22 protein-coding genes and 1 tRNA gene are annotated in these 23,902 nt (G+C 68.4%); 11 read left to right on the forward strand and 12 right to left on the reverse strand.

The annotated features are described in order from the left end of the window. Nucleotides 1–42: 42 nt before the first annotated feature. Both MFF24_RS11545 and MFF24_RS11550 read left to right on the forward strand, forming a co-directional pair. Nucleotides 43–1,011: an SPFH domain-containing protein gene (locus tag MFF24_RS11545; RefSeq protein ID WP_133090391.1), complete on the forward strand. Its 969-nt coding sequence runs from the start codon at nt 43–45 to the stop codon at nt 1,009–1,011. Between the two features lie 210 nt (nt 1,012–1,221). Then, complete coding sequence (locus MFF24_RS11550) at nt 1,222–2,892, forward strand: cyclic peptide export ABC transporter (RefSeq protein WP_238224579.1); 1,671 nt, start codon at nt 1,222–1,224, stop codon at nt 2,890–2,892. A gap of 89 nt (nt 2,893–2,981) precedes the next feature. Here the strand turns inward: MFF24_RS11550 and parE are convergent, their stop codons facing one another. Continuing rightward, entirely contained in the window at nt 2,982–5,039 is a 2,058-nt protein-coding gene (gene parE / locus MFF24_RS11555; RefSeq protein ID WP_238224580.1) for a DNA topoisomerase IV subunit B, read from the reverse strand. 338 nt (nt 5,040–5,377) lie between these two features. Here parE and MFF24_RS11560 point away from each other — a divergent pair, with 338 nt between their 5' ends. Beyond that, the gene (locus MFF24_RS11560) at nt 5,378–5,569 is read left to right on the forward strand and encodes a hypothetical protein (RefSeq protein WP_108940968.1); all 192 of its coding nucleotides are present in this window, start codon (nt 5,378–5,380) and stop codon (nt 5,567–5,569) included. Between the two features lie 24 nt (nt 5,570–5,593). Here MFF24_RS11560 and MFF24_RS11565 read toward each other — a convergent pair whose 3' ends face one another. The 4 genes from MFF24_RS11565 to MFF24_RS11580 all read right to left on the reverse strand — a co-directional run bounded on the left by MFF24_RS11565 (nt 5,594) and on the right by MFF24_RS11580 (nt 10,731). Then, nucleotides 5,594–6,634, reverse strand: a complete 1,041-nt coding sequence (locus MFF24_RS11565; protein ID WP_238224581.1) for a threonine aldolase family protein — start codon at nt 6,632–6,634, stop codon at nt 5,594–5,596. 140 nt (nt 6,635–6,774) lie between these two features. Beyond that, nucleotides 6,775–8,541 (reverse strand): ABC transporter ATP-binding protein, encoded by a 1,767-nt coding sequence (locus MFF24_RS11570; RefSeq protein ID WP_133090386.1) that lies wholly within the window; start codon nt 8,539–8,541, stop codon nt 6,775–6,777. 205 nt (nt 8,542–8,746) lie between these two features. Further along, nucleotides 8,747–10,108 (reverse strand): MFS transporter, encoded by a 1,362-nt coding sequence (locus MFF24_RS11575; protein ID WP_238224582.1) that lies wholly within the window; start codon nt 10,106–10,108, stop codon nt 8,747–8,749. After that, on the reverse strand, nt 10,105–10,731 hold the full coding sequence (locus tag MFF24_RS11580; protein WP_238224584.1) for a PRC-barrel domain-containing protein: 627 nt from the start codon (nt 10,729–10,731) through the stop codon (nt 10,105–10,107). The genes MFF24_RS11575 and MFF24_RS11580 overlap by 4 nt, the downstream gene beginning before the upstream one ends. Nucleotides 10,732–11,148: 417 nt before the next feature. Between MFF24_RS11580 and MFF24_RS11585 the strand changes: the two genes are divergently transcribed. Then, nucleotides 11,149–11,523, forward strand: a complete 375-nt coding sequence (locus MFF24_RS11585) for a hypothetical protein (RefSeq protein WP_108940973.1) — start codon at nt 11,149–11,151, stop codon at nt 11,521–11,523. 60 nt (nt 11,524–11,583) lie between these two features. Here MFF24_RS11585 and MFF24_RS11590 read toward each other — a convergent pair whose 3' ends face one another. Continuing rightward, nucleotides 11,584–12,024: a PRC-barrel domain-containing protein gene (locus MFF24_RS11590; protein WP_238224586.1), complete on the reverse strand. Its 441-nt coding sequence runs from the start codon at nt 12,022–12,024 to the stop codon at nt 11,584–11,586. Between the two features lie 366 nt (nt 12,025–12,390). On the opposite strand from MFF24_RS11590, the gene MFF24_RS11595 reads away from it, so the two are divergent. Beyond that, nucleotides 12,391–12,723 carry an SWIB/MDM2 domain-containing protein gene (locus tag MFF24_RS11595; RefSeq protein WP_017486375.1) on the forward strand — a complete coding sequence of 111 codons (333 nt, stop codon included), beginning with the start codon at nt 12,391–12,393 and terminating at the stop codon, nt 12,721–12,723. Nucleotides 12,724–12,811: 88 nt separating this feature from the next. On the opposite strand, the gene MFF24_RS11600 is transcribed toward MFF24_RS11595, so the two are convergent. Next, nucleotides 12,812–13,603 (reverse strand): SDR family NAD(P)-dependent oxidoreductase, encoded by a 792-nt coding sequence (locus MFF24_RS11600; protein WP_238224588.1) that lies wholly within the window; start codon nt 13,601–13,603, stop codon nt 12,812–12,814. A 92-nt stretch (nt 13,604–13,695) separates the two neighbouring features. Then, on the reverse strand, nt 13,696–15,018 hold the full coding sequence (locus MFF24_RS11605) for an MFS transporter (protein ID WP_373322688.1): 1,323 nt from the start codon (nt 15,016–15,018) through the stop codon (nt 13,696–13,698). A gap of 266 nt (nt 15,019–15,284) precedes the next feature. Here MFF24_RS11605 and MFF24_RS11610 point away from each other — a divergent pair, with 266 nt between their 5' ends. Both MFF24_RS11610 and MFF24_RS11615 read left to right on the forward strand, forming a co-directional pair. Further along, complete coding sequence (locus MFF24_RS11610) at nt 15,285–16,307, forward strand: alpha/beta fold hydrolase (protein WP_283214493.1); 1,023 nt, start codon at nt 15,285–15,287, stop codon at nt 16,305–16,307. 51 nt (nt 16,308–16,358) lie between these two features. After that, nucleotides 16,359–17,225: an NAD(P)-dependent oxidoreductase gene (locus MFF24_RS11615; RefSeq protein ID WP_238224591.1), complete on the forward strand. Its 867-nt coding sequence runs from the start codon at nt 16,359–16,361 to the stop codon at nt 17,223–17,225. A gap of 7 nt (nt 17,226–17,232) precedes the next feature. On the opposite strand, the gene MFF24_RS11620 is transcribed toward MFF24_RS11615, so the two are convergent. Continuing rightward, nucleotides 17,233–17,940, reverse strand: a complete 708-nt coding sequence (locus MFF24_RS11620) for a glutathione binding-like protein (RefSeq protein WP_166059904.1) — start codon at nt 17,938–17,940, stop codon at nt 17,233–17,235. A gap of 171 nt (nt 17,941–18,111) precedes the next feature. Between MFF24_RS11620 and MFF24_RS11625 the strand changes: the two genes are divergently transcribed. The 3 genes from MFF24_RS11625 (at nt 18,112) to MFF24_RS11635 (ending at nt 18,795) form a co-directional block, all read left to right on the forward strand. Continuing rightward, nucleotides 18,112–18,327, forward strand: a complete 216-nt coding sequence (locus tag MFF24_RS11625) for a hypothetical protein (protein WP_238224593.1) — start codon at nt 18,112–18,114, stop codon at nt 18,325–18,327. Between the two features lie 51 nt (nt 18,328–18,378). Further along, nucleotides 18,379–18,455: transfer RNA gene (locus tag MFF24_RS11630), tRNA-Pro, on the forward strand. Between the two features lie 28 nt (nt 18,456–18,483). Then, nucleotides 18,484–18,795 carry an ETC complex I subunit gene (locus tag MFF24_RS11635; RefSeq protein ID WP_238224595.1) on the forward strand — a complete coding sequence of 104 codons (312 nt, stop codon included), beginning with the start codon at nt 18,484–18,486 and terminating at the stop codon, nt 18,793–18,795. 9 nt (nt 18,796–18,804) lie between these two features. Here the strand turns inward: MFF24_RS11635 and MFF24_RS11640 are convergent, their stop codons facing one another. From MFF24_RS11640 to MFF24_RS11650, 3 genes are all read right to left on the reverse strand, one after another. Next, the gene (locus tag MFF24_RS11640; RefSeq protein ID WP_238224597.1) at nt 18,805–19,266 is read right to left on the reverse strand and encodes a nucleoside deaminase; all 462 of its coding nucleotides are present in this window, start codon (nt 19,264–19,266) and stop codon (nt 18,805–18,807) included. 11 nt (nt 19,267–19,277) lie between these two features. Next, entirely contained in the window at nt 19,278–20,342 is a 1,065-nt protein-coding gene (locus tag MFF24_RS11645) for a spore photoproduct lyase family protein (RefSeq protein ID WP_238224599.1), read from the reverse strand. Between the two features lie 188 nt (nt 20,343–20,530). Then, nucleotides 20,531–21,307 carry an SHOCT domain-containing protein gene (locus MFF24_RS11650; RefSeq protein WP_238224600.1) on the reverse strand — a complete coding sequence of 259 codons (777 nt, stop codon included), beginning with the start codon at nt 21,305–21,307 and terminating at the stop codon, nt 20,531–20,533. A gap of 237 nt (nt 21,308–21,544) precedes the next feature. On the opposite strand from MFF24_RS11650, the gene glgX reads away from it, so the two are divergent. Then, nucleotides 21,545–23,815 carry a glycogen debranching protein GlgX gene (gene glgX, locus MFF24_RS11655; RefSeq protein ID WP_108940985.1) on the forward strand — a complete coding sequence of 757 codons (2,271 nt, stop codon included), beginning with the start codon at nt 21,545–21,547 and terminating at the stop codon, nt 23,813–23,815. Nucleotides 23,816–23,902: the final 87 nt, after the last annotated feature.

Below are 23,902 nucleotides of genomic sequence, written 5' to 3' on the forward strand. Positions count from 1 at the left end.
TCCTTAAGCTTCGGACCGAGCGAAGCTGAGAGGGATGCAGGCATGGCCGGAGCGAGCGTGACGCAGGACGTGCCCTATCGCGCCCTGAACGGCTGGCTGGCGCTCGCCATCGCCATTCCCTGCCTCGCGCTGGCCGCCCTGACCTTCATCGGCGGCGGCGTGCTGGTCTTCGGCCGTGGCAGCGTCGGCCCGGCCTTCCTGCTCGTCTCCGTGGCGGCGCTGGTCGTCGGGATCGTGCTGCTCGCCGGGCTCATCACGCTCAAGCCGCGGCAGGCGGCGGTGCTGACCCTGTTCGGGCGCTATCACGGTACCATCGCCCGCGACGGCTTCTGGTGGCGCAATCCACTGACGGCGGTCGCCAAGGTCTCGCTCGCGACCGAGGCGCAGGAGACCAAGATCATCACGGTCAACGACCTGATGGGCAACCCGATCACCATTGCGGCGGCGGCGATCTGGCGGGTGCAGGACGCGGCGCGCGCGACCTTCGACGTCGGCAGCTACCACGAATTCGTCTCGCTCCAGGCGGAGGCGGCCCTGCGCAACATCGCCTCGACCCGTCCCTACGACCATGACGAGGCGGAGAATGTCGGCGAGGAGGCGGGCAATGCCAAGCGCCGTCTCGCCGAGAAGGCCACCCGCGTCGCCTCGCTCCGGGCCGACCGCGACGCGATCCACGCCGACCTGATCGCGGAACTGGGCCAGCGCGTCGCGCTCGCGGGCGTCGTCGTCGAGGACGTGCGGATCACGCATCTCGCCTACGCGCCGGAGATCGCGGGCGCGATGCTCAAGCGCCAGCAGGCCGGCGCGATCATCGCCGCCCGCCGCCAAATCGTGGAGGGCGCGGTCGCCATCGTGCGCGACACCATCGCGCGGCTGGAGCAGCCGGAGGACGGACATGCCGGCATCGTCTTCGACGACCAGGGCCGCGCCAGTATGGCGCAGAACATGCTCATCATGATCGTAGGGGATCGGGAGGCGACGCCGGTGGTGAGCGTGGGCGCCAAACCGTAGATCGCTGCACGACCGCGCGAACGCGAAGCCGGTCGAGTCAGTGAACCGTGTCTGCCATCGAAATATCGCCGTAGCGAGAATTTGTAGAACCCATTCCGGTGGTGGGTGACCCGTACCGGATCGGCCGTTCACCTCCACCAAACCTGTCATTAGGACCAGTGCCCGGCCACCGCAGCAGGCGGCGACCTCGGCTCGGAGGAATCTGCAGGCATGGGGCAGGACGGCGCAATCCTTCGTCACTTCAGGCATGACGCGATCCGGCTGATGCGGCCGGTCTGGCCGCTGGTCGCCGTAGCAACGGTGCTGGGGTCGGTCGGCGGGCTCGCCACCGCCGCGGCGCTCGCCAAGATCAACGAGGCCTTCTACGGCGAGGGCGGACTGGCCGACGGCGTGTTGCTGGCGTTTGCCGGGTTCGCGGCCCTGAGCGTCATCGGCACCTTCGCGGCCAGCCTCGGCAACGCCTATGCCGGCGGGCGCATCCAGGCGGCGCTCAGCCGCGATCTCACCGACAAGATCCTGACCGCGCCGATCGAGCGGATCGAGCGCCTCGGCAAGCACAAGCTGCTCGCCTCGCTCCAGGGCGACGTGACCACCATCTTCACGGCCATCGCGTTCCTTTCGCCGATCGTGGTTGCGGCCGGGACTCTGATCGGTTGCGGTGTCTACATGATCGTCCTGTCACCCGCCCTGTCGGCGGTGACGGCGGTGGTCCTGACGGTCGAGAGCCTCGGCGCGAACGCTCTTCGCCGAACCATGCTCCGATCCTTCGAAGAGATCCGGAAGAACCGGGAGGCGACCCAGAAGCACTATCTGACTTTGACGGAGGCAGCGAAGGAGTTGCGCATCGGCCGCGAACGCCGGCTTCACCTGCGTGATGTCGCCCTCCACGCCTGCATCGAGCAGGCGCGTCGTCTGATGACGCGGATCGCCGTCATTCAGCAATCGCTGTCGATGCTGAGCCAGTCGACCAACTTCCTGCTGTTCGCCGGCCTCATCGCCTACAAGGTCCTGGCCGGGATCAGCGGCGCCGAACTCTCCGGCTTCGTGCTCGTGCTGCTCTACATCCAGGCGCCGATCGCGCAGCTCATCCACTTCGTGCCGATGATCGGGCAGGCCCAGGTCGCCTACCGGCGCATCGCCGAATTCGAGGAAGACGGAGCGGAGGCGGAAGCCGGCCTGCTCGCCGCCACGCCGTCGGAGGCGGGCCGCCGCATCGGCGAGATCACCCTGCGCGGCGTGAGCCACGGCTTCCCGGCGGCCGGGGACAAGGCACCCTTCACGCTCGGCCCGATCGACCTGACGATCCGCGCCGGCGAGATCCTGTTCGTCGTCGGCGAGAACGGCTCGGGCAAGACGACGCTGATCAAGCTGCTGCTCGGGCTCTACCCGCCGCAAGCCGGAGACATCCTGCTCGACGGCGTGCCGGTGACGGCGGGGACGCGCGACGCGTATCGCCAGCATTTCTCGGCGATCTTCTTCGACTACCATCTGTTCGATGAACTGATACCGGTCGAAGGCGCTGGCCCCGAGTCCGCCCGGTCGCTGCTGGAGCGGCTCGATCTCGCCGAGAAGGTCGATGTCAGCGAGGGGCGGTGCTCCACCACCGATCTCTCGACAGGCCAACGCAAGCGCCTCGCTTTGGTGCAGGTCGCCCTTGAAGGACGTCCGGTCCTCGTTCTGGACGAGTGGGCGGCGGAGCAGGATCCGACCTTCCGCCGCCGCTTCTACGAAGAGCTTCTGCCGGACCTGCGCCGTGGAGGACGAACGCTCGTCGTCATCAGCCACGACGACCGCTACTTCGGCGCGGCCGACCGGGTGCTGCACTTGGCGGACGGGCGGATCGTGGAGATCACCGCTAAGGAAATGGTCGAGCCGGCCTGACGGACCGCTGCCAAAAGAGAAGCACCGATTCGACCCGGCACATCGACGAACCGCCCCAGACGGCTTTCGTGGCGGAAGGGCGAAGCGTCTCAGATATCCAGTTCCGTCCCGTCCGCGAACGCCGCCCGTTCGGTAATGAAGGCAAACCGCGCCTCCGGCTTGTTGCCCATCAGGCGCTCCACCGTGTCGCCGGTGGATTCCCGCGCCTCGTCGAGGACCGCGACCCGCAGCAGTGTGCGTTTCCTCGGGTCCATCGTGGTCTCCTTGAGCTGCGCCGGCATCATCTCGCCCAGCCCCTTGAAGCGTCCGATCTCGACCTTGCCGTTCTTGAACACGGTCTTGATGATCCGCTCCTTGTCCGCGTCGTCGCGGGCATAGGCCGACTTCGCGCCCTGGCTGATCCGGTAGAGTGGCGGGATCGCCAGGTAGAGATGGCCCTTGTCGATGAGCTTCGGCATCTGCCGGTAGAAGAAGGTGATCAGCAGCGAGGCGATGTGGGCGCCGTCCACGTCCGCGTCGGTCATGATGATGACCTTGTCGTAGCGAAGGTCCCCCTCGCGGAAATTGGCGCCGGTGCCGCAGCCGAGCGCCAGCGTCAGGTCCGAGATGAGCTGGTTGGCGCCGAGCTTGTCCCGGCTGGCCGAGGCCACGTTCAGGATTTTTCCACGCAGCGGCAGGACCGCTTGGGTGGCGCGGTCGCGGGCCTGCTTGGCTGAGCCGCCGGCCGAGTCGCCCTCGACGATGAAGATCTCCGAGCCCGCGGTGCCGGCAGCCGAGCAATCGGCGAGCTTGCCGGGAAGGCGCAGCTTGCGCGTCGCGCTCTTGCGGGCGACCTCCTTCTCCTGGCGGCGGCGCAGACGCTCCTCGGCCCGGTCGATCACCCAGTCGAGCAGCTTGTTGGCCTGAGCCGGCGAGGCGGCGAGCCAGTGGTCGAAGGCGTCGCGCACCGCCGTCTCGACGATGCGGGAGGCTTCGACCGTGGCGAGCTTGTCCTTGGTCTGACCCTGGAACTCGGGCTCGCGGATGAAGACCGAGAGCATCGAGGCGCAGGTCGCCATCACGTCGTCGGTCGTCACCGCCGTCATGCGCTTGGCCTGATTCACCCGCTCCGCGTGCTCGCGCAAGGCGCGCAGCAGCGCGACGCGCAGTCCAGATTCGTGGGTGCCGCCCTCCGGCGTCGGAATCGTGTTGCAGTAGGAATGCGAGACGCCGTCGTCAGCGACCGTCCAGGCCACCGCCCATTCGAGCGACCCGTGCGAGCCGGGTTTCGTGATCTTCCCCGAGAAGATGGAGTCGAGGACGAGCTCCTTCCCCTCGATGTCGCGGGCGAGGTAGTCCGAGAGGCCACCGGGGAAACGGTGCACGGCCTCGGCCGGCACGTCGTCGAGCCCTTCGAGCAGGGCCGGAGCACAGCGCCAGCGGATCTCGACGCCGCCGAACAGGTAGGCCTTGGAGCGGGCCATCTTGAACAGGCGGCGCGGGTCGAACTTCAGCGAACCGAAGATCTGCGCGTCGGGATGGAAGCGCACCCGCGTGCCGCGCCGGTTCTGCACCCGGCCGACCGTCTCCAGGCTTCCCTGCGCATGGCCGCGGGAAAAGGTCTGGCGGTAGAGGGTCTGGTTGCGGGCGACCTCGACCTCCAGCACGTCCGAGAGCGCGTTGACGACCGAGATGCCGACGCCGTGCAGGCCGCCGGACGTCTCGTAGACCTTCGAGTCGAACTTACCGCCCGCGTGCAGCGTGGTCATGATGACTTCGAGCGCGGACTTGCCCGGAAATTTCGGATGGGGATCGACGGGAATGCCGCGGCCGTTGTCGGTGACGACCAGCGCGCCACTCTCCTCCAGCTCCACCTCGATGAAGCTCGCATGGCCCGCGACCGCCTCGTCCATGGAGTTGTCGATCACCTCGGCGAAGAGGTGGTGCAGCGCCCGCTCGTCGGTGCCGCCGATATACATGCCCGGCCGGCGCCGCACCGGCTCCAGCCCCTCCAGCACCTCGATGGTCGAGGCGTCGTAACCGGCTTCCGCCGTCTCCGGCGCGGGGGCCGGAGGCGGTGCCACGGGGGTGAGACGACGGCGGCGCTCGGCCTCCGCGGCGGGCGGCTTGCTTCCCGGCCCGAACAAGTCGCGTGCCGGATCGCTCACGCGACGGCTCCTCGAATCGGGTCGGAGACGGGCTGCATGGCTCTTCATACCCTCGTTGTATAGGAACAAACAGGAAACAAAAAGCCTCCCGTCCGCTTCCGCAGGTCGCAGTATCACAGGGGCCGGCCGTGTTCGAAGTCCGACCGTTCCGGTTCGGTCCGCGCGCTGTCATCTCAGTGATGCGTGCGGATGGTTAAGACGCTCTCACGAAGCCTGCGGCGGCCAGCGATCCTGCAGCGAGACGTTGAGGAGCGCGGCCCAGGATGCCTGCGGGAACAGAGAATGGTTTCCGGACGTTAACTCAGCAAGGTCAGCTTGACCGTAAGGGAGCCACGCCGATGACCCCCGCCACCGCCCAAGCGCGTCACCTCTCCCTCATGCGCCTGGAACAGGCGGCAGGCCAAGCGTTCGGCTATTCCGATGAGCCCGAGCCGGCGACTGCCCGCTCGACGCTTCTGCTCTCATCATCGGGCTTTGCCATCGCCACCGTGGCGACGGCTCTGGCGGCCACCATCACTTATCTCGTCTGATCGACCTCTCCCGCGAAGCCGCGATCACGCCGCCGCGGGCATCGCGCAGAGACGGATGTCGCGCGCCAGCGCGTCCACCCGCGCTGGGTCCGAATCCCAGGCGAACATGAAGCGGGACGCCCCGCCGATGAAGCCGTAGAACTGCCAGCCGCGGGCACGCAGCCCCTCCTGAACCGGGACGGGCAAATTCAGGAACACGCCGTTGGCCTCCACCGGGGCCGCGAGCGTGATGCTCGGCACCTCGGCAATCCCCCGCACGAGGCGCTGGGCGCAGTCGTTGGCGTGGCGGGCATTGTCGAGCCACGCGCCGCTCTCCAGCATGCCGACCCAGGGCGCCGAAAGGTAGCGCATCTTCGAGGCGAGCTGGCCCGCCTGCTTGCAGCGATAATCGAAATCCTCCGCGAGCCCGCGATCGAAGAAGATCACGGCTTCGCCCACCGCCATGCCGTTCTTGGTCCCGCCGAAGCAGAGCACGTCGACGCCGGCCTTCCAGGTCAGCGCGGCCGGACTCGTATCGAGAGAGGCGCAGGCATTGGCGAAGCGGGCACCGTCCATGTGCAGGCGCAGGCCCGAGGCGCGGCAGAGTTCGGCGATCGCCGCGATCTCGTCCCCGGTGTAGACCCGCCCGGTCTCGGTCGCCTGGGTCAGCGTTACCGCCCTCGGCTTCGGGAAATGGATGTCGCTGCGCTTGCCCGCGATCGTCCGCACGAGTTCTGGCGTCAGCTTGCCGTCCTCGGTAGCAGTGGTGAGCAGCTTCGAGCCGTTGGAGAAGAATTCCGGCGCGCCGCACTCGTCGGTCTCGACATGCGCCGAGTCGGCGCAGATCACGCTGTGATAGGATTGGCAGAGCGAGGCCAGGGCGAGCGAGTTCGCCGCCGTGCCGTTGAAGACGAAGAAGACCTCGCAATCGGTCTCGAACAACTGGCGAAACCCGTCGGCTGCCGCCTGCGTCCAGGAATCGGCGCCGTAGGCCGGTGCGTGGCCGGCATTGGCCGCCTGCATCGCATCCCATGCCTCGGGGCAGATCCCGGCATAGTTGTCGCTGGCGAATTGCTGCTCGGCCACGGGGGGGCTCCGGCTCTGTTGCGTGAAAAGCGAAAGGCCGGACAGTGAACGCACCGCCCGGCCTCACGATAGGATTGTGTACTCGCCGATCGATGTTGGCACCCCGTCCCGCCGATCCGGCGAACGGGATGCCCGGTGCGTCAGGCCGCGGCTAGCGCCATCGACATCGATTCCTTCTTCATCAGCTCGCGATAGAAGCCGTCGAGGTGGGTGAGTTTCTCCGGCGAGCCGTCCTGGATGATCTTGCCGCCTTCCAGCACGACGATCCGGTCGAAATCCTTCAGCGTCGACAGGCGGTGGGCGATGGCGATGACCGTGCGGCCCTTCATCAGGTTGGCGAGAGCGGCACGGATCGCCTCCTCGGACTCGGCGTCGAGCGCCGAGGTGGCCTCGTCGAGGAGCAGGATCGGCGAATCCTTCAGGATCGCGCGGGCAATAGCGATACGCTGGCGCTGGCCGCCCGAGAGCTTCACGCCGCGATCGCCGACGATGGTGTCGAAGCCCTCCGGCAGGGCCTGGATGAAGTCGGTGCAGTGGGCTGCCTCGGCCGCCTGCCACACCTCCTCGTCGGTCGCATCCGGCCGGCCGTAGCGGATGTTCTCACGCAGGGAGCGGTGGAACATCGACACGTCCTGCGGCACCACCGTGATCGCCTCGCGCAAGCTCTCCTGCGTGACGCGGTTGATGTCTTGTCCGTTGATGAGGATGCGCCCGCCCTGCACCTCGTAGAAGCGCTGGATCAGCGAGAACAGGGTCGACTTGCCGCCGCCCGACTTGCCGACGAGCCCAACGGTCTGACCCGGCGGGATCAGCAGGTCGAAGTCGGAGAACACGGTGCGCCCATCGGGATAGCTGAAGGCGACGTGGTCGAAATGCATCTCGGCGCCGGTCTGGCCGACGAGCGTCTCGGCCTCCGGGTGATCGACCAGTTCGTGCGGCTGGAGCAGGGTGTGCAGCGCCTCCGAAAGGCGGGCGGTGTGCTGGGTCGCGTCCACCAGCGCCACGGCGAGGTCGCGGGTCGCGGCGAGGATACGGATGCCCAGCGTGCAGACCAGAACCACTTGACCGGTCGTAGCCTGCCCGGCCTCCCACATCTTGATCGACCAGTAGAGCAGGCCGAGGATCGAGAGCACGGTGAGGATGGCGTGGGTGATGCGCAGCTTCTCGAGGTAGAGCAGCGAGGAGCGGCGCGCCCGCATCTCCGAGCCGATCGTGCCGTCGAAGCGGACGATCTCGCGGTTGAAGGCCGAGAAGGCGCGCACGAGCGGCATGTTGCCGACGAGATCGACCATCTCGCCGTCGACGCTGGCAGCTTTTGCCGCGAAGTCGTGATGCAGCGGCTTGCCGGCCGAGGCCATCTTGAACATCAGGAGCACGACCGCGGCGAAGATGCCGGCGAGCACGAGCGCCATCGTCATGTTCACGGTGCCGATGTAGATGATCGACAGCGTGGCCGCCACGCAGGGCGGCATCACGTTGAACGTGAACATGTTCTCGACGGTGAAGATCGCGTTCGAGGTCGCGGTGATACGCGAGGCGAGCGTGCCCGGCTGCCGGTCGGCGAAGAACGAGGGCGCGTGGCCCGTCATGTGGCGGAAGAGGTCGCGGCGGATGTCGCCCGTGACGCCGACGAAGGTGAAGGCGCCGACCAGCGCCGCCACGCGCCAGAGCATGTTATCGGCGGCGATGAAGGCGATCAGCAGCGCGAGCGCCGACCAGACCTGACCGGTGCTCGGCCCCTTGCCGAGGGCATCGACCACCCCCTTCAGCGCGTAATCGGTCGAGACCGAGAAGGTCACGGCACCGAGCACGGAGAACAGGATCACGAGGTGTGGGATGATCCGGCGCTTGAGGTAGCGCCCGACAAAGGCCCCCGGTCTGTTGGCGTATTGGCAGAGATCTTCCATCGCGATCGTCAGTCCCGATTCGATCAGACCCGCTGGGCGCCGAGTGTGGCTGGAGGGCGCACGCACCGCCCTTTAACCGCAACGCGAAGCGTCGCCTTATGTTTCAAGCGCGCGCAGCTTTCCGCCGCATAGCGGAACGAAGCTGAACCGAACTTGATCGGATGTGCGACGCGCAAACGATTCCAACCGCGTCGGCCGCCGCAGGTCAAGACGGCTCGCCCACATCCTCCCCATCCCGGCGCCGCGTCTCTGGCATGATCAACAGCACCAGCACCAGTCCGACCGCGCCGACGACGGCGAGTCCCATGAAGGCCGTCTGGCTGCCGAGTTCGTCGGCCATGAAGCCGGCGAGCGCCGTCGAGAGCGCCGCGCCGATGCCCATGCCGGTGCCGACCGCGCCGAGCGCGGTGTTGAAGCGGCCGGTGCCGCGGGTGACGTCGGAAACGATCAGCGGAACCATGACGCCGAGAACGGAGGCCGAGATGCCGTCGAAAACCTGGATCGCGACCATCCAATAGGGATCGTTCACGAAGGCGAAGAGGAGGCCGCGCACGGGCAAGGCCGCGAAGCCAATCACGAGGAGCGGTTTGCGCCCCCAGCTCTGGGCGAGGCGTCCGACGAAGGGAGCGGTGAGGGCGAGCACCGCCTGCGGGACCATGATGCAGGCGGCGACCAGGGCCGTGGCGGTCTCGCTAGCGCGCAGCGTCATGACGCTGCCGACAAGCGGAAGCATCGCGGCGTTGGCGAGGAAGAACAGCACCATGCAGGCGGCAAAGCACAGGAGCGCCCGGTTCTTCAGAAGTACCGCGACCCCGCCGGCCTCGCGCACCTCCGGTTCGCGGACCGTTGGCCGGGGCTTACCCGCGTCTGCGGCGCGCCCGGACGGGATGAATGAGAGCGACACCAGGGCCGGAATCACGAGGAGGCCGGCGAGATAGAACACCGCGTTGTTCGAGAGGTAGTAGCCGATCGCGCCCATCCCGGCGGCGCCGAGCGCGTTGCCGATGGCCGAGAAGCTCGCATTGCGCCCCAGCCGCTCCCCCGCCCGCGCATGGCCGACGAGGCCGATGGAGATGGCGGCGATGGCCGGCGTCAGCACGCAGCTCGCCGCCGAGTGGATCGCCATGGCGAGCATCACGACGAGATAGGTGGGAAGGGCGGCCAGCATCACCGCGCTCGCCCCGACCCAGAAGGCCGAGAAGCCGGCGGCGAAGCGCTTCGAGCGGGAGGCATCGACGAAGGCGCCGCCGGGCATCTGCCCAAGCAGGCTCACGAGGCTGCCGACGGTGAGCGCGAGGCCGATATCCGACTGCGTCCACTTCTGTTGGGTGAAGTAGACGGCGAGGAACGGCCCGAACCCGGTCTGCAGGTTGGCGATGAAGAACGTGAAGGCGTCGAGGCCGTAGGTGGCGCGGCGCGACGGCTCGGTGGGAGCGGCCGCCGGCTCGCTCGCGCGGCCCGCGCGGCGGCCCGGGCGGGAACCGCCCCGCTCACGCAGGTCGCTGCGATGCGTGTCGCGCTCGCGCGCCGGATACGCGCGCCGTTCCGTCACCGGGTATGCCGTCATCGGTCCGGCGTCTTCTCCTGCGGCCGGTCAGGGGCTTTTTCGGACGGGACGGCAGCCTTCTCGGCAGCGGCGGTGGCATCGCCCTCCGCCGGCTGGACGGCGGCACCGGGACTCGTGGCCCCGAGCACCACAATGGGTTCGCCGGCCTTGTACTCGGGCGAGACCCGGACCTGATTGCGGTTGAGCTGGAGCGTCAGGCGTCCGACCTTGCCCTCGGTGGTGAACTTCAGGACCCGCCAGTCCACCGCGATCTTGCGCGAGCCGACGCCGAGGAAGCCGCCGAAATCGATCACCGCGGCGCGGGGGCGGCCGTCGCGATCGATGATGACGTCGATGATCCGGCCGAGGTCGTCGCCGTTCATGGCGCGCACGCTCTTGCCGAGCAGGCTCTCGTAATCTTGGGTGTCGAGCACCACCGCCGGGGTGCCGCCGCCCTGCGACGGCGCGGCGCCTCCGTTGGCGGGCGCGGCCGGCGTCGTGGCCGGCGCGACCACCGGCGGCGCGGCGGATGCGGGCGGCGGCGATGCCTCGCCCGAGGCGCCCGTCGAACCGTCCGCGGCCATGGCCGCCGTGGCGAGGAGGACGATCGCCGGTGTCACGATCGGCCGGATCAGTCTGAGCACTCCTATACCCCTCGACAGTCTGGAAAGATCCGCATGGCGGCTGCGACGAGCCGGCCGCTCACCGGACGGTATGGGGCGGGCGGACGCATCGTCCATGCCCGCCAACCACGGCGAAGTTGTGGATGAGCCGACGAGGGCGCCGACGAATGGGCCGGTCGAATCGCCTCCATCACTCAGGGTCCCGTTCCACGAGGCCCGGACCAGGCCGGTTGGCTCGATTCGCAGGCTCGATGCCAGTCCACCGTAACCGGTCAGGCATCCGCAACCTCCGTCTGGTTTTCGCCCGAACCCTGCCTTAGACGGATGCAGGAAATCTCAAGGTTGCCGGCCCCTGGCCACGGTCTCAGTTGGGCTTCGTCCGAGTCTGAGCCCGCCGAGTCTGCGGTCCGGGGCGGCCGATACGAGGACGAGACACCCATGTTACATCCGTCGAGACTGTGCGCCGCGGCGCTTCTTGCGGCGAGCCTCGGCGGCTGCCAGGCCCTGGGCGGCGGCGGCGGCGTCATGCCGGATACCGATCTCGGTCCCCCGCCCTCCGCTCGCGGCACGTTGCCCGGCCGCCCCCTGCGCAGCGCCCAGGTCGACGACGAGGGCCGCCCCCTCGCCGCCGCGCCGACCCGCCCCCTGGAGCTGCCGAAGACCATCCGCGGCCAGACCCGCACCGCCGAGGAAGGCCCACGCCGGATCCGACGCGAGGAGATCGACGGCGAGCCGACGACGCGGACCAGTTCCGGCGGCCTCGCCCCGCAGATGGGCTCCAGCGGAAGCGTGGGCCTCGGCGGCAAGTTCTGAGACCCTGCCCGACCTGATCGCATCGGGGGGGGCGCCGCAATCCAGCTCGGCTCCGACGGCTCAGGCCGTCGGAGCCTTCCGGCCGCCCCAGTGGTCGTTGAGGCGCCCGCCGAAGCGCGGATCGGAGAACGGATCCTCGCCGGGCCCCTGCGTCGGTGCGCCTTCGAGATCGGCCGGGTCGATGTCGACCACGTATCCGCCAAGTTCGACCGAGTAGGTCAGCGCGTTCCACGGCAGCGGGTGGTAGGCCTCGCCGAAGCCGAGAAATCCGCCGAAGGACAGAACGGCGTAGGCGACTTGTCCCGAGACCTTGTCGACCATGAAGTTGTGGACACTGCCGAGGTGGCGGCCGGTCCCATCGTAGACCGGCGTGCCCTCGACCTTGTCCGAGGCGATCAGCCGAGGGGTCTCGTCGGTCGCCACGCCCTCGCCTGAGGCCGGGTCCAGTTCGAGCGTCCCGGGCTTTCGATAGGCCCGCTCTTCGGGCAGATCCGTCGGCATCCAAGTCTCCGAATTGTCCAGACCGCCCCCGACAGGCGCCTGACGCGGCCGTGATCCGGGGTGTTGCTTGAATGCGGCGCGGCGGGCACGGTTCCCCCCACGGTTCGGGCAGAGGCGGCGCGGGCCCGGCTTTCGCCCACGGGATCGGCCCGATCGGTGTGAACGACGGTGCGAAAAATCGCTCGGTCGGCGGATTGCGTTGCGGAAAGGTCCGCTGATCTGTGGATGGACGGCATAGCGGTGCCGTTCTCCACTTGGAACGGGCGCGGCACCGCTTAGTTGTTGCTCCTCAGTGCCCCCATGCCTCTCGGGGACCCCCTTGGGCTCGTGGCACGAATCTGCCGGTCCGCAGGACGGAGGGAAACCATGGCTACCAAGACGACGGAGAAGAAGGCGGCTGCGCCCAAGAGTGCCCCGAAAAAGGAGACCGCCACCAAGGCCGCCTCCGGCACCAAGCCCAACGCACTTCAGCAGCCCCTGAAGCCGTCTCCCGAACTCGCCGCCATTGTCGGCGACAAGCCCCTGCCGCGCGGCGAAGTCGTCAGCAAGGTGTGGGAGCACATCAAGAAGCACAACCTCCAGAACCCGGAGAACAAGCGCGAGATCGTCGCCGACGACAAGCTCAAGAAGATCTTCGGCAAGGACAAGTGCTCGATGTTCGAGATGAACAAGCATCTCGCCGCACACCTGAAGTCCTGATCGAACAGAGCCGTTCGCGGACCGTCCCTCGGAGTACGGAACCGGTCAGGCCGGTCCGTACGTCCGATGGGTTCGGGTGCGGCGGATCTCAGGCGATTCCGCGCAGCACGCCGCCATCGACCCTAAGGGCCGCCCCCGTGGTGGCGCTCGCGGCGGGGGTGCAGAGATAGGCCACCATGTTGGCCACTTCCTCCGGCTGCGCGAGGCGCTTCAGGAGCGAGGTCGGTCGGTTCTCGGCGATGAAGGCGCGGCCCCTGGCCTCCAAGTCGCCTTCGCCCGCGCCCATCGATTCCAGGAAATCGACCACGCCCTCGGTCATGGTCGGGCCGGGCAGGACGCTGTTGACGGTGACGCCGCTGCCGCCGACGGTCTCGGCCAGACCGCGGGAGACCGCGAGCTGCGCCGTCTTCGTCATGCCGTAATGGACCATCTCCGGCGGGATGTTGACGCCCGACTCGCTGGCGATGAAGACGATCCGGCCACAGCCGCGCTCGACCATGCCGGGTCCGTAGGCGCGCGCGAGGCGGATGCCGCTCATCACGTTCACCTCGAAGAACCGGCGCCACTCGGCATCGGCGATCTCGAAGAACGGCTTCGGCTCGAAGATGCCGGCATTGTTGACGAGGATGTCGACCCGCGGCAGCGCCGATAGGAGTTCGGCGGCGCCCTCCTCGGTGCCGACATCGCCGATGCCGGCGATGAACTCCCCGCCGGGCACCTCGCCGCGCAGACGCACGATCGCCGCGTCCACCCGCTCAGCGGTGCGGCCGTTGACGGCGACATAGGCGCCGAGCCGGCCGAGTTCGCGCGCGACGGCGTAGCCGATGCCGCCGGTCGAGCCGGTGACGAGGGCGCTGCGTCCCTTCAGGTCGATGTCCATCAGCCGCCTCCGCTCGCCGCAATCATCCGTACCGGTGACAACGCATGAGTCAGGGGCTGGTGCTCGCACATCCGCCGATCAGCGGTCGCGGGTCACGGCCCCGTCCGTCGCAGGCCGCTGGCGACGGCGCCGGTGAGCGCCAGGGCGACGGCGCACCAGAGGGTGACGGCGAAGGCCCCCACCGGTCCGCCAGGGATCACGCCAAACAGCACGGCGACCAGCGCCGCCCCGACCGATTGGCCGACGAGCCGGGCGCTCGCCTGCATGCCGCTGGCGCCGCCGCTGCGTTCACGCGGGGCGCTGGTGATGATGACCTTGTTGTTGGGCGACTGGAACAGCCCGAAGCCGATGCCCGAGAGGGTCAGGCGCCAGACCACGTCGAGGGTCGAGGGCGTCTCCGGCAGGAGCGCGAGGGAGGCCATGCCGGCCGCCAGCAGGACGAGGCCGAGGCTGCCGAGCAGTCCCGGCGGGAAGTGGTCGGCGAGCCGGCCGGCGAAGGGTGACATCGCCGCGATGGCGAGCGGCCAGGGTGTCATCAGGAAACCGGTACGTGTCTCCGAGAACCCCAGCCCGTCGTGGAAGTAGAAGGGCAGGGCGACGTAGGCGATCATCTGCGCTGCAAACGAGCAAACCGAGGCCACCATCGAGAGGGCGAAGGCCGGGATCCGCAGCAGGTCGAGGGGCAGTAGCGGCGCCGCGAGCCGGATCTGGCTGCGCACGAAGACGACGCCGACCGCGACCGACGCCCCTATCGCCGCCACGGCGAGCCCGCGCGTGCCCGGATCGGCGAGGCCGTCGAGGCCGACGATCAGCAGACCGATGGTGAGGGCGTTGAGACCGGCGCTCCGGAGATCGAAGCGGCGGGCGGAGCGGGGCGTGTACGGCAGGGTGCGGGCCCCGACGACGAGCGCGACGAGCCCGACCGGCAGGTTGACGAGGAACAGCCAGGGCCAGGTCGCGACCGAGAGGATCGCGGCAGCGACCGTCGGCCCGGCGGCGGCGGCCACTGCAACGATGAGCGCCACGTTGCCGACCCCGCGCCCGATCAGCCGATGCGGGTAGATGAAGCGCACCAGCGCGATGTTGACGCTCATGATCCCGGCCGCGCCGAGCCCTTGCGCGACCCGCGCGGCGGTGAGGCTGGCGAGGCCGGGCGCGAGGGCGCAGGCGAGCGAGGCGGCGGTGAAGACGGCCAGACCGCTCAGGTAGACCCGGCGATAGCCCCAGATCTCGCCGAGCGTCGCCAGGGGCAGCAGGGCGGCGGTGACGGCGATCTGGTACGCGCTGACGATGAAGATCGCGTCGGAGGCCGGCACGTCGAGGTCGCGGGCGATTACCGGCAGGGCGACGTTGACGATCGCGCCATCGAGCACCGCCATCGCGATGGCGAGCGCCATGGCGGAGAGCGCCAGCATCCGGTCCCGCAGCGGCAGCCCGTCGCCGCCGGCCTCTCCCGTCTTCCGTCCTGTCACCGTTCACCATCCGGAGCTTGCAGGCGGCCGATCCGCCCTATCTGTCCCTCACCGGACGATGCGCCGCGCTTCGGAACGTGCGTGCCGCCGGGGCAGAGCCCGAGCCGAGCGCGCGCCGTCCTCGGGCGATCCGAGCCCTGGACGCGGCGCTCAGGTTCTGTGTCTGTATCGTCTTTTCCTGACAGCCGGCCACCGGAGACCAAGCGTCCATGCGTGCCTATCCGCTCCTTGCCTCCTGCCTCGCGCTCTGCCTCGCTCCTCTGCCGGCCCTGTCACCGGCGGTCGCCCTGGCCCAGGAGCAGACGCCGCTCGGCATCGGCCTCGAAGGCTTCACCTATCCCTTCCCGGTACGCTTCCTGCCGCTGACGCGCGACGGCGAGGCGCAGCGCCTCGCCTACATGGATGTGCCGGCGGCCGAGAACGCCAATGGCCGCACGGTGCTGCTGCTGCACGGGCGCAACTTCCCTTCGAGCTACTGGGACCCGGTGATCCGCGCTCTCTCGAATGCGGGCTACCGCGTGGTGGTCCCCGACCAGCTCGGCTTCGGCAAATCCTCGAAGCCGGTCGGCGCCTTCACCTTCGATCGGATGGCCGCCGACACGATCGCGCTCGCCGACAGCCTAAAAATTCCGCGCTTCGATGTGGTGGCCCATTCCATGGGTGGCATGCTCGCGGTGCGGCTCGCGCGCAGCTACCCGCAGCGGGTCAACAGCCTCGTGCTGGAAGCCCCGATCGGGCTGGAGGATTACCGCTACGCCGTCCCGCCGGTCTCCGACGAGACGCTCATCGCCCGCGAGGGCGATCTCAGCGCCGACGCCTACCGCAAGCAGTTGATGACGAGCTACGCGCTCTCGATCCCCGCCTCGGCGATCGAGCCGTTCGTGTCGATCCGCGAGCGGGTGAAGGGCTCGGGCGAGTATCCGCGCTGGCTCCGCTCCTTCGTGAACTCCTACCAGATGATCTGGGGCCAGCCCGTCGTCCACGAGATCCCGCTCGTGAAGGCGCCGACCCTGTTCATCATGGGCGCCAACGACCACAACGCCCCCGGCAAGGGCTTCGCCCCGGCGGAGATGCGCTCCGGCATGGGCGACAACACCGGCCACGCCCGCGCGCTCGCCGGCCGGATGCCGAACGGCAAGGCGGAGGTGATCAACAATGTCGGCCACCTCGTCCACATGGAGGCGACCGAGATGTTCAACACGCTGACGCTGGAATTCCTCAACACGCACTGAGTCCCAGAGCACACCCCTTCAGGGGCCGGGGCAGCAATCCGGAGTTGATCCATGGATGTCGGTTTCATCGGGCTCGGCCGCATGGGCCGGGCGATGGCGGCGCGGCTCGTCGCGGCGGGACACCGGGTGCGGGTGTGGAACCGCTCGCCCGAGGCGGCGAAGGCAGTCGAGGGCGCCGAGCCCGTCGCCAGCGCCGCGGAGGCTTTCTCCGGGGACGCGGCGATCACCATGCTCGCCGACGATGCCGCCCTGCGCTCGGTGATCGTCGAGGGCGGGTTGCTCGATTCCGGCCGGCGTCCGGGCGTCCATGTCGGCATGTCCACGATCTCGGTGGCGCTCGCCAAGGAACTGGCGGCAGTCCACGGCCGCGCGGGCGTGGCTTACGTCTCCGCCCCGGTCTTCGGCCGGCCGGATGCGGCCTCGAACGGTGCGCTCAACATTATCGCCGCCGGCGATGACGCGGTGATCGCACGGGTGCAGCCGCTGTTCGATGCCATGGGCAGCAAGACCTGGCGCTTCGGCGCGGAGCCGGAGCGGGCCAACGCCGTCAAGCTCGCGGGCAATTTCATGCTGGTCTCGGCCATCGAGGCGATGGGGGAGGCGGCCGCCTTCGCGGAGGGACACGGCATCGCCGGGGCCGACGTGCTGGAGATGCTCACCAGCACCCTGTTCGCCTCGCCGGTCTACAAGAATTACGGCGCGATGATCATGGCGGGCCGCTACGAGCCGCCGGGCTTCACGATCCGGCTCGGCCTCAAAGATGTCCGCCTCGCGCTGGCCGCGGGCGAGGCGGTCAACGTGCCGATGCCGTTCGCCAGCGTGCTGCGCGACAACCTCCTCGATGCCATCGCCCACGGCGACGGCGACAAGGACTTCGCCGGCCTCGCCACGGTGGCCGCCCGACGCAGCGGGCGGTAGCCGCGCCCTATTTCTTGGTGTTCACGGCGGTCTGGCCGAACATCACCCGCTTGGCGTCCTCGCTCATCGGCTGGCCGTAGTTCGGATTGACCTCGGCCGCGCGCGCATAGGCGGCCTTGGTAGCGGGCCGCTCGGCGATCGTCTCGAACCAGCGCTTCAGGTTGGGATGGTCGTCGAGGCGCTGACCCTGCTTCTCCCACGGCACGATCCAGGGATAGGCGGCCATGTCGGCGATGGTGTAGTCGGCGCCGGCAACGAAGGCCCGGTCGGCGAGCCGGCGGTCGAGCACGCCGTAGAGCCGGTTCGTCTCCTTCACGTAGCGGTCGATGGCGTAGGGGATCTTCTCCGGCGCATATTGCGAGAAATGGTGGTTCTGGCCGAGCATCGGCCCGAGCCCGCCCATCTGCCAGAACAACCATTGCAGGGTCTCGGCCCGCCCGCGCAGGTCGGCGGGAACGAAGCGTCCGGTCTTCTCCGCGAGGTAGAGCAGGATCGCCCCCGACTCGAACAGCGAGACCGGCTCACCGCCATCGGCCGGCGCCTGATCGATGATGGCCGGCATGCGGTTGTTCGGCGCAATCTTCAGGAAGGACGGCTCGAACTGCGCGCCCTTGCCGATATCCACCGGATGGATCGTGTAGGGGAGGCCGGCCTCCTCCAGGAACATCGTCACCTTGTGACCGTTCGGGGTCGGCCAGTAGTACAGATCGATCATCGCTGCGCCTTGTCTCCGAGCCTGCGAGGGTGAGGCCTCCGGCCTGCGGCGAAGTGGGATCGCTCGGCGATCCGATCAAGTCGCGGCCGGCGCGCGGGCTTTGCACCGAATCCCTGAGCACGTCCTTTACCTTTCCGTGCTGTGCTGGGCGGGACGAAAGGCGGACGGTTCATGGTCTCGGCAGTCTCGACGAGTTCGGCGGGCGTGAGCGCCGCCCTGCAGCGCTTCGACGGGGCGGCCGCCCGCGTCGCCTCGCCCCGATCCGCCGCCGAACCCGTCACGGCCGTGACCGAGCTGGCCTCGGCCTCGTTCGGCGTCTCCGTGAACACTGCGGTGCTGAAATCCACGATCGAGGCCGAGAAACGCGTCCTCGACATCCTCGTGTGACGAGCGGCGCCTTGCCGGCCGAGAGCCGAGGCGGTATCTCCCTGACAGCGTCGGGGTGTAGCGCAGTCTGGTAGCGCATCTGCTTTGGGAGCAGAGGGTCGTAGGTTCGAATCCTATCGCCCCGACCATACCTTCCCCGGAGACGACAGCCGTCCGATGCCGAGCGCCCGCATCTACCGTCCCGCCAAGGATCCCACGCAGTCCGGGCTCGCCCGCACCAAACAATGGGTGCTGGAGTTCGACCAGACCGAACCGCGCGAGACCGATCCGCTGATGGGCTGGACCGGCTCCTCCGACATGCTGCAGCAGGTCCGGCTCGAATTCGACACGGCGGAGGAGGCGGTGGCCTATGCCCAGTCGACGGGCATCGCCTACCGGGTCGAGGAGACGCCGCCGCCGATCGCGCGCAAGGGCCTGTCCTACTCCGACAATTTCAAGTTCAACCGCACGGCGCCCTGGACGCACTGAGTCAGGTCCTCAGCGCCCCTTCCGCTCCGCCCAGGCGCGGTAGGGGCTGGGCTCGCCCGGCACCGGGTGGTGGCGCACCTGCATCGGCTGCTCTTCTAGCGGCCGACACAGCTCGGCATAGATCCCTGCGCTGATGAGCCCCTCGGCCTCCGCCTCCTCGGCGGTGAAGGCGAAGTAGCCTCGGCTGATCCCGGCGAGCCGCATCGCCGCGTGGCACATTGGGCAGGGCCGCCCGCTGGCATAGACGATGCAGTCGTCGAGCTTGGGCCGACCGAGCCGCTGGCTCGCCTCCCGCAACGCCACCATCTCGGCGTGATCGCTCGGGTCGTTGGTGCGGTGGATGCGGTTGGCCGCCCGCGCCACGACCGCGCCCTCCCGCACGATCACCGCCCCGTAGGGGCTGCCGCCCTCGGCGACGTTGGCCAGCGCCAGTTCGGTCGCTTCGCGCAGATAGGTCTCGTGATCCGGCATTCGTTTTCTCCTCAGAACGCGTAGCGCACCCGGCAATAGGGCATCCGCTCGGCGAGCAGCGTCTTGAACCGGGCGAGCCATTTTCCCTTCCAGCCAGTGCGGTAGCGCAGGTTCTCGCCGCCGCCCTCGGAGCGCTTGGTCTCCTGAATGTCCGGCCGCCAGAGCAGGTCCTCGGCCTTCGGGTGCCAGCCGAGATTGACCGCGTGCAGCCCGGCATTGTGGGTCAGCATGATGATTTCGCAGGCGAGCTGGTCCTTGGCCGCGCCCGAGATCGTCCTGTCGATCGCGTCGAACAGCGCCGCCCAATCCGCCTCCCAGCCCTCGTAGAGGATGACGGGCGAGAAATTGACGTGGACCTCGTAGCCGGCCCTCACGAAATCGTCGATCGCGGCGATCCGCTCGGGGATCGGCGTTGTGCGGACATCAACGATGCGGGCGATCCGCGCCGGCATCAACGAGAAGCGGATGCGGGTGCGCCCCTGCGGGTCGTAGGCGAGGAGGTCTCGGTTCACCGCCTTGGTGGCGAAGGACCCCTTGGCGTTGGGCAGCCCGCGAAACAGCGCGACGAGATCGCGGACGTTGTCGCAGATCATCGCATCCACCGAGAGATCGCCGTTCTCGCCGAGATCGTAGACCCAGGCCTGCCCGTCGATCTGGTCGGGCTCAGGCAGCGGACCCTGCTGGCCCGCATGGCGCGCGATCGCGGCGCAGACCGCCTCGGCATTCACGAACAGCGAGATCGGGTTGGAAAAACCCTTGCGGCGCGGCACGTAGCAATAGGCGCATGACATCGCGCAGCCGTTCGAGGTGGAGGGCGCGATGAAATGGGCGGAGCGGCCGTTGGGCCGCATCGTGAGCCCCTTCTTCACGCCGAGCACCAGCGTCGAACGCTTGATCCGAACCCAATCCTCGACGGAGCCGGCATTGCCGTGCAGGTCCGGGATGTTCCAGTGCGAGGGGACCTCGATCCGCTCGGCGTTGGGATAACGGGCCAGGATCTCGCGACCGCGCGGGTAATCGGCAACCGCGGGCTCGTGGAAGATGCGGTCGATATCGATGAGGTCGCGCGGGGCCATGGGCCGGATCTAGGGCGCGCGCGGCGATCCACTGGCCCCTGCGGCGACAGGCCATCGCCTGAACGGCCGGCAGCCGGGCCGGAGCCCATCATCGCGAGCGGATGCGAAGCGATGCAGCAGCGTGCGTTGTCCGGATCGGACGGAGCCCTGGACGACTTCGGCTTTGCGTCGGCAAGACGGAGAGAGCGTCAGAGCCGTGCCAGCAGCTCCGCCTTTTTCCCCGAAAACTCCGCGTCGGTCAGAACGCCCTTCTTGTGCAGCTCCGCCAGCCGTTCGAGGATCGAGAGCACATCGGCGGAGTCTGCGCCCGCAGCAGCCGAACCCTGCCGATGCAAGGCGGGTGCGGCCGGACGAGCCGTGGACGCCGAAGATGATCCCGTCGAGAACGTGGAGGCCGTCGCAGCCGTGGGGGCCGACGCTTTGTCCGACGCGTCCCGCTCGACCGCCGACAGATCCTCCAGCGAAAAACTTCCCTGCGGGCCGCTGAAGCGCAGCGACGAGGTTCCGCCCTGCTGCTGGCTCGCACCGGTGACGATGCGCTCACCCGTGTCGTAGAGGGCGAGCCGGCCGTCGGTCTCGACGGCAAGCCGCCGCCTCTCGGGGAAGAACGCGTAGCGCGTGCCGTTCTGCGCCCCCGCGCTCGACGGGAGACCAAGTTCCTCCGGCCACCAATTGCCCGAGGCTGCCTCCTCGCGGAAACCGGAGAGCGGCAGGGCCGCGGCGAGTTCGGTGCAGAGAGCATCGACCCGCGCCTTCAGGGCGTGGTCGTTCATCGAACCGACCATCACCATGCCGCCGCGCGACCACTGGCCGAAGCCGCCGAGATCGGGATGGTCGAACTGGGCCATGTTACCCTGGCCCGATTGAAGCGCCCGCAGCAGGTGGCGCACCGCCTCCAGGCTCACGCCGTGCCGCTCGGCCAGGGTCTGGAGGCCGTTGGGCCGGTGTTCCGGGTCTTCGATCATCGGCGCGTGTTCTCCACGGACGTCTCCGTTCCGATCGATGGAGAGCGGTGCAACGCGAGCCTCCACCGCGAGTTTCGTCCAAGGCTAACACATCGCTCCCCCACATCCGCGCCGGCGTGCGGCGGATCGGGAAAAATTTGCTGCGCCGCATCAGCCGAGACGGAGCTTCGCGGTTCCGTGAACGTTCAGAGTCCGGCCGGACCCGAGGGGGCCGCCACCAACGAGAATGGGACGACGATGGCCGATACCGAGAGGAATGGGATGCCGAAGCCGCGCACCTCGCGCACGCGAATTCGCGAAGGCTCGCCGCATCCCCGCGGTGCGACCTGGGACGGGCGCGGCGTCAACTTCGCCTTGTTCTCCGCCCACGCGACAAAGGTCGAGCTGTGCCTGTTCGACGATGCGGGCGTGAAGGAAGTCGAGCGCATCGAGCTGCCCGAGTACACCGACGAGGTCTGGCACGGCTACCTGCCGGATGCACGGCCCGGCACGATCTACGGCTACCGCGTCCATGGCCCCTACGAGCCGGAGGCCGGCCATCGCTTCAACCCGAACAAGCTCCTGATCGACCCCTACGCCAAGGGGCTGGTGGGCACCATCGAGTGGAACCCGGCCCTGTTCGGCTACCAGATGGAGACCGGCGACGACCTCACCTTCGATGAGCGCGACTCCGCCCCCTACACCCGCCGCTCCCGCGTGATCGACCCGGCCTTCACCTGGGGCCGCGATGCCAAGCCGCGCGTGCCGTGGGAACGCACCATCGTCTACGAGACCCACGTCAAGGGCTTCACCAAGCTTCACCCGGCCGTGCCGGAGAAGCTGCGCGGCACCTATGCCGGCATGGGCCACCCGGCGGTGCTCGACTACATCAAGAGCCTCGGCATCACGTCGGTCGAACTCTTGCCGGTGCATTCCTTCGTGCAGGACGATTACCTGCAGCAGAAGGGCCTGATCAATTACTGGGGCTACAACACCATCTCGTTCTTCACGCCGGCCCGGCGCTACGCCGCGGTGCCGGACTTCGCCTTCTCCGAGTTCAAGGAGATGGTGGCGCGCATGCACGGCGCCGGCCTCGAGGTGATCCTCGACGTCGTCTACAACCACACGGCGGAGGGCAACGAGAAAGGTCCGACCCTTTCCTTCAAGGGCGTCGACAACGCCTCCTACTATCGGCTGCTGCCGAACCAGCCGCGCTACTACATCAACGACACCGGCACGGGGAACACCTTCAACCTCTCGCATCCGCGGGTGCTGCAACTCGTCACCGACTCGCTTCGCTACTGGGCGACGGAGATGCGGGTCGACGGCTTCCGCTTCGATCTGGCCACCATCCTCGGCCGCGAGCCCTACGGCTTCGACGAGGGCGGCGGCTTCCTCGACACCTGCCGCCAGGATCCGGTGCTCAACGACGTGAAGCTCATCGCCGAGCCGTGGGATTGCGGCCCCGGCGGCTATCAGGTCGGCGGCTTCCCGCCGGGCTGGGCCGAGTGGAACGACCGCTTCCGCGACGACGTGCGCGGCTACTGGAAGGGCGATGCCGGTCTGCTGCCGGGGCTGGCCTCGCGCATCACCGCGTCCGCCGACAAGTTCAACAAGCGCGGACGTCGCCCCTGGGCCTCGGTGAACTTCATCACCGCGCACGATGGCTTCACGCTCAACGACACGGTTTCCTACAACGAGAAGCACAACGAGGCGAACGGCGAGGGCAACCGCGACGGCCACGGCCACAACCTGTCCTACAATTACGGCGTCGAGGGCCCGACGGACGATCCGGAGATCCGCACGGTACGCCTGCGCCAGATGCGCAACATGCTCGCCACGCTGTTCCTGTCGAAGGGCACGCCGATGCTGCTGGCCGGTGACGAGTTCGCCCGGACCCAGCAGGGCAACAACAACGCCTATTGCCAGGATAACGAGGTCTCCTGGGTCGACTGGGGCGCCATCGGCGAGGAGGAGAGGGATCTCGCCGAATTCACGCAGCGCCTGATCCTGCTGCGCAATTCGCTGCCGATGCTCTCGCGCGGCCGCTTCGTGACGGGCGCCTACGACGAGGAATTCGGTGTCAAGGACGTGACCTGGCTCACGGCCGCCGGCACCGAGATGAGCCCGGAGAACTGGAACGACGGCAATTCGCGAACCCTAGCCGTGCTGCTCGACGGGCGCGCCCAGGCGAGCGGCATCCACAAGCGCGGCGGCGATGCCACCCTGCTGCTGTTCTACAACGCCTATCACGACGTGGTGGACTTCACCTTCCCCGAGGCCGCTGGCGGCACCGCGTGGACGCGGCTGCTCGACACCAACCTGCCCGACAGCCAGGAGGTGGAGAGCTTCGCCGTGGGCGAGAGCTACTCGGTCACCGGCCGCTCGATGCTGATGTTCGTACTCAAGCCGATCGAGAGCGAGGGCGAGGAGCACAGCGACATGGAACGCTCCTACCAGTACGTGATGCAGGCCTTCGAGCGGGCGAATGTCGAGAACGTCAGCTTCGGCATCGACGAGGAGGTCTGACGCTCTGGGGAAGGGCCGCCCTGCCGGGGTGGTCCTTCCCGCCGGGGCGGTCGCGCGGACGCGACCGTTCCCGTGCGCTCCATTGCG

This window comes from Methylorubrum aminovorans (assembly GCF_022179725.1).
Classification (GTDB): Bacteria; Pseudomonadota; Alphaproteobacteria; order Rhizobiales; family Beijerinckiaceae; genus Methylobacterium; species Methylobacterium aminovorans.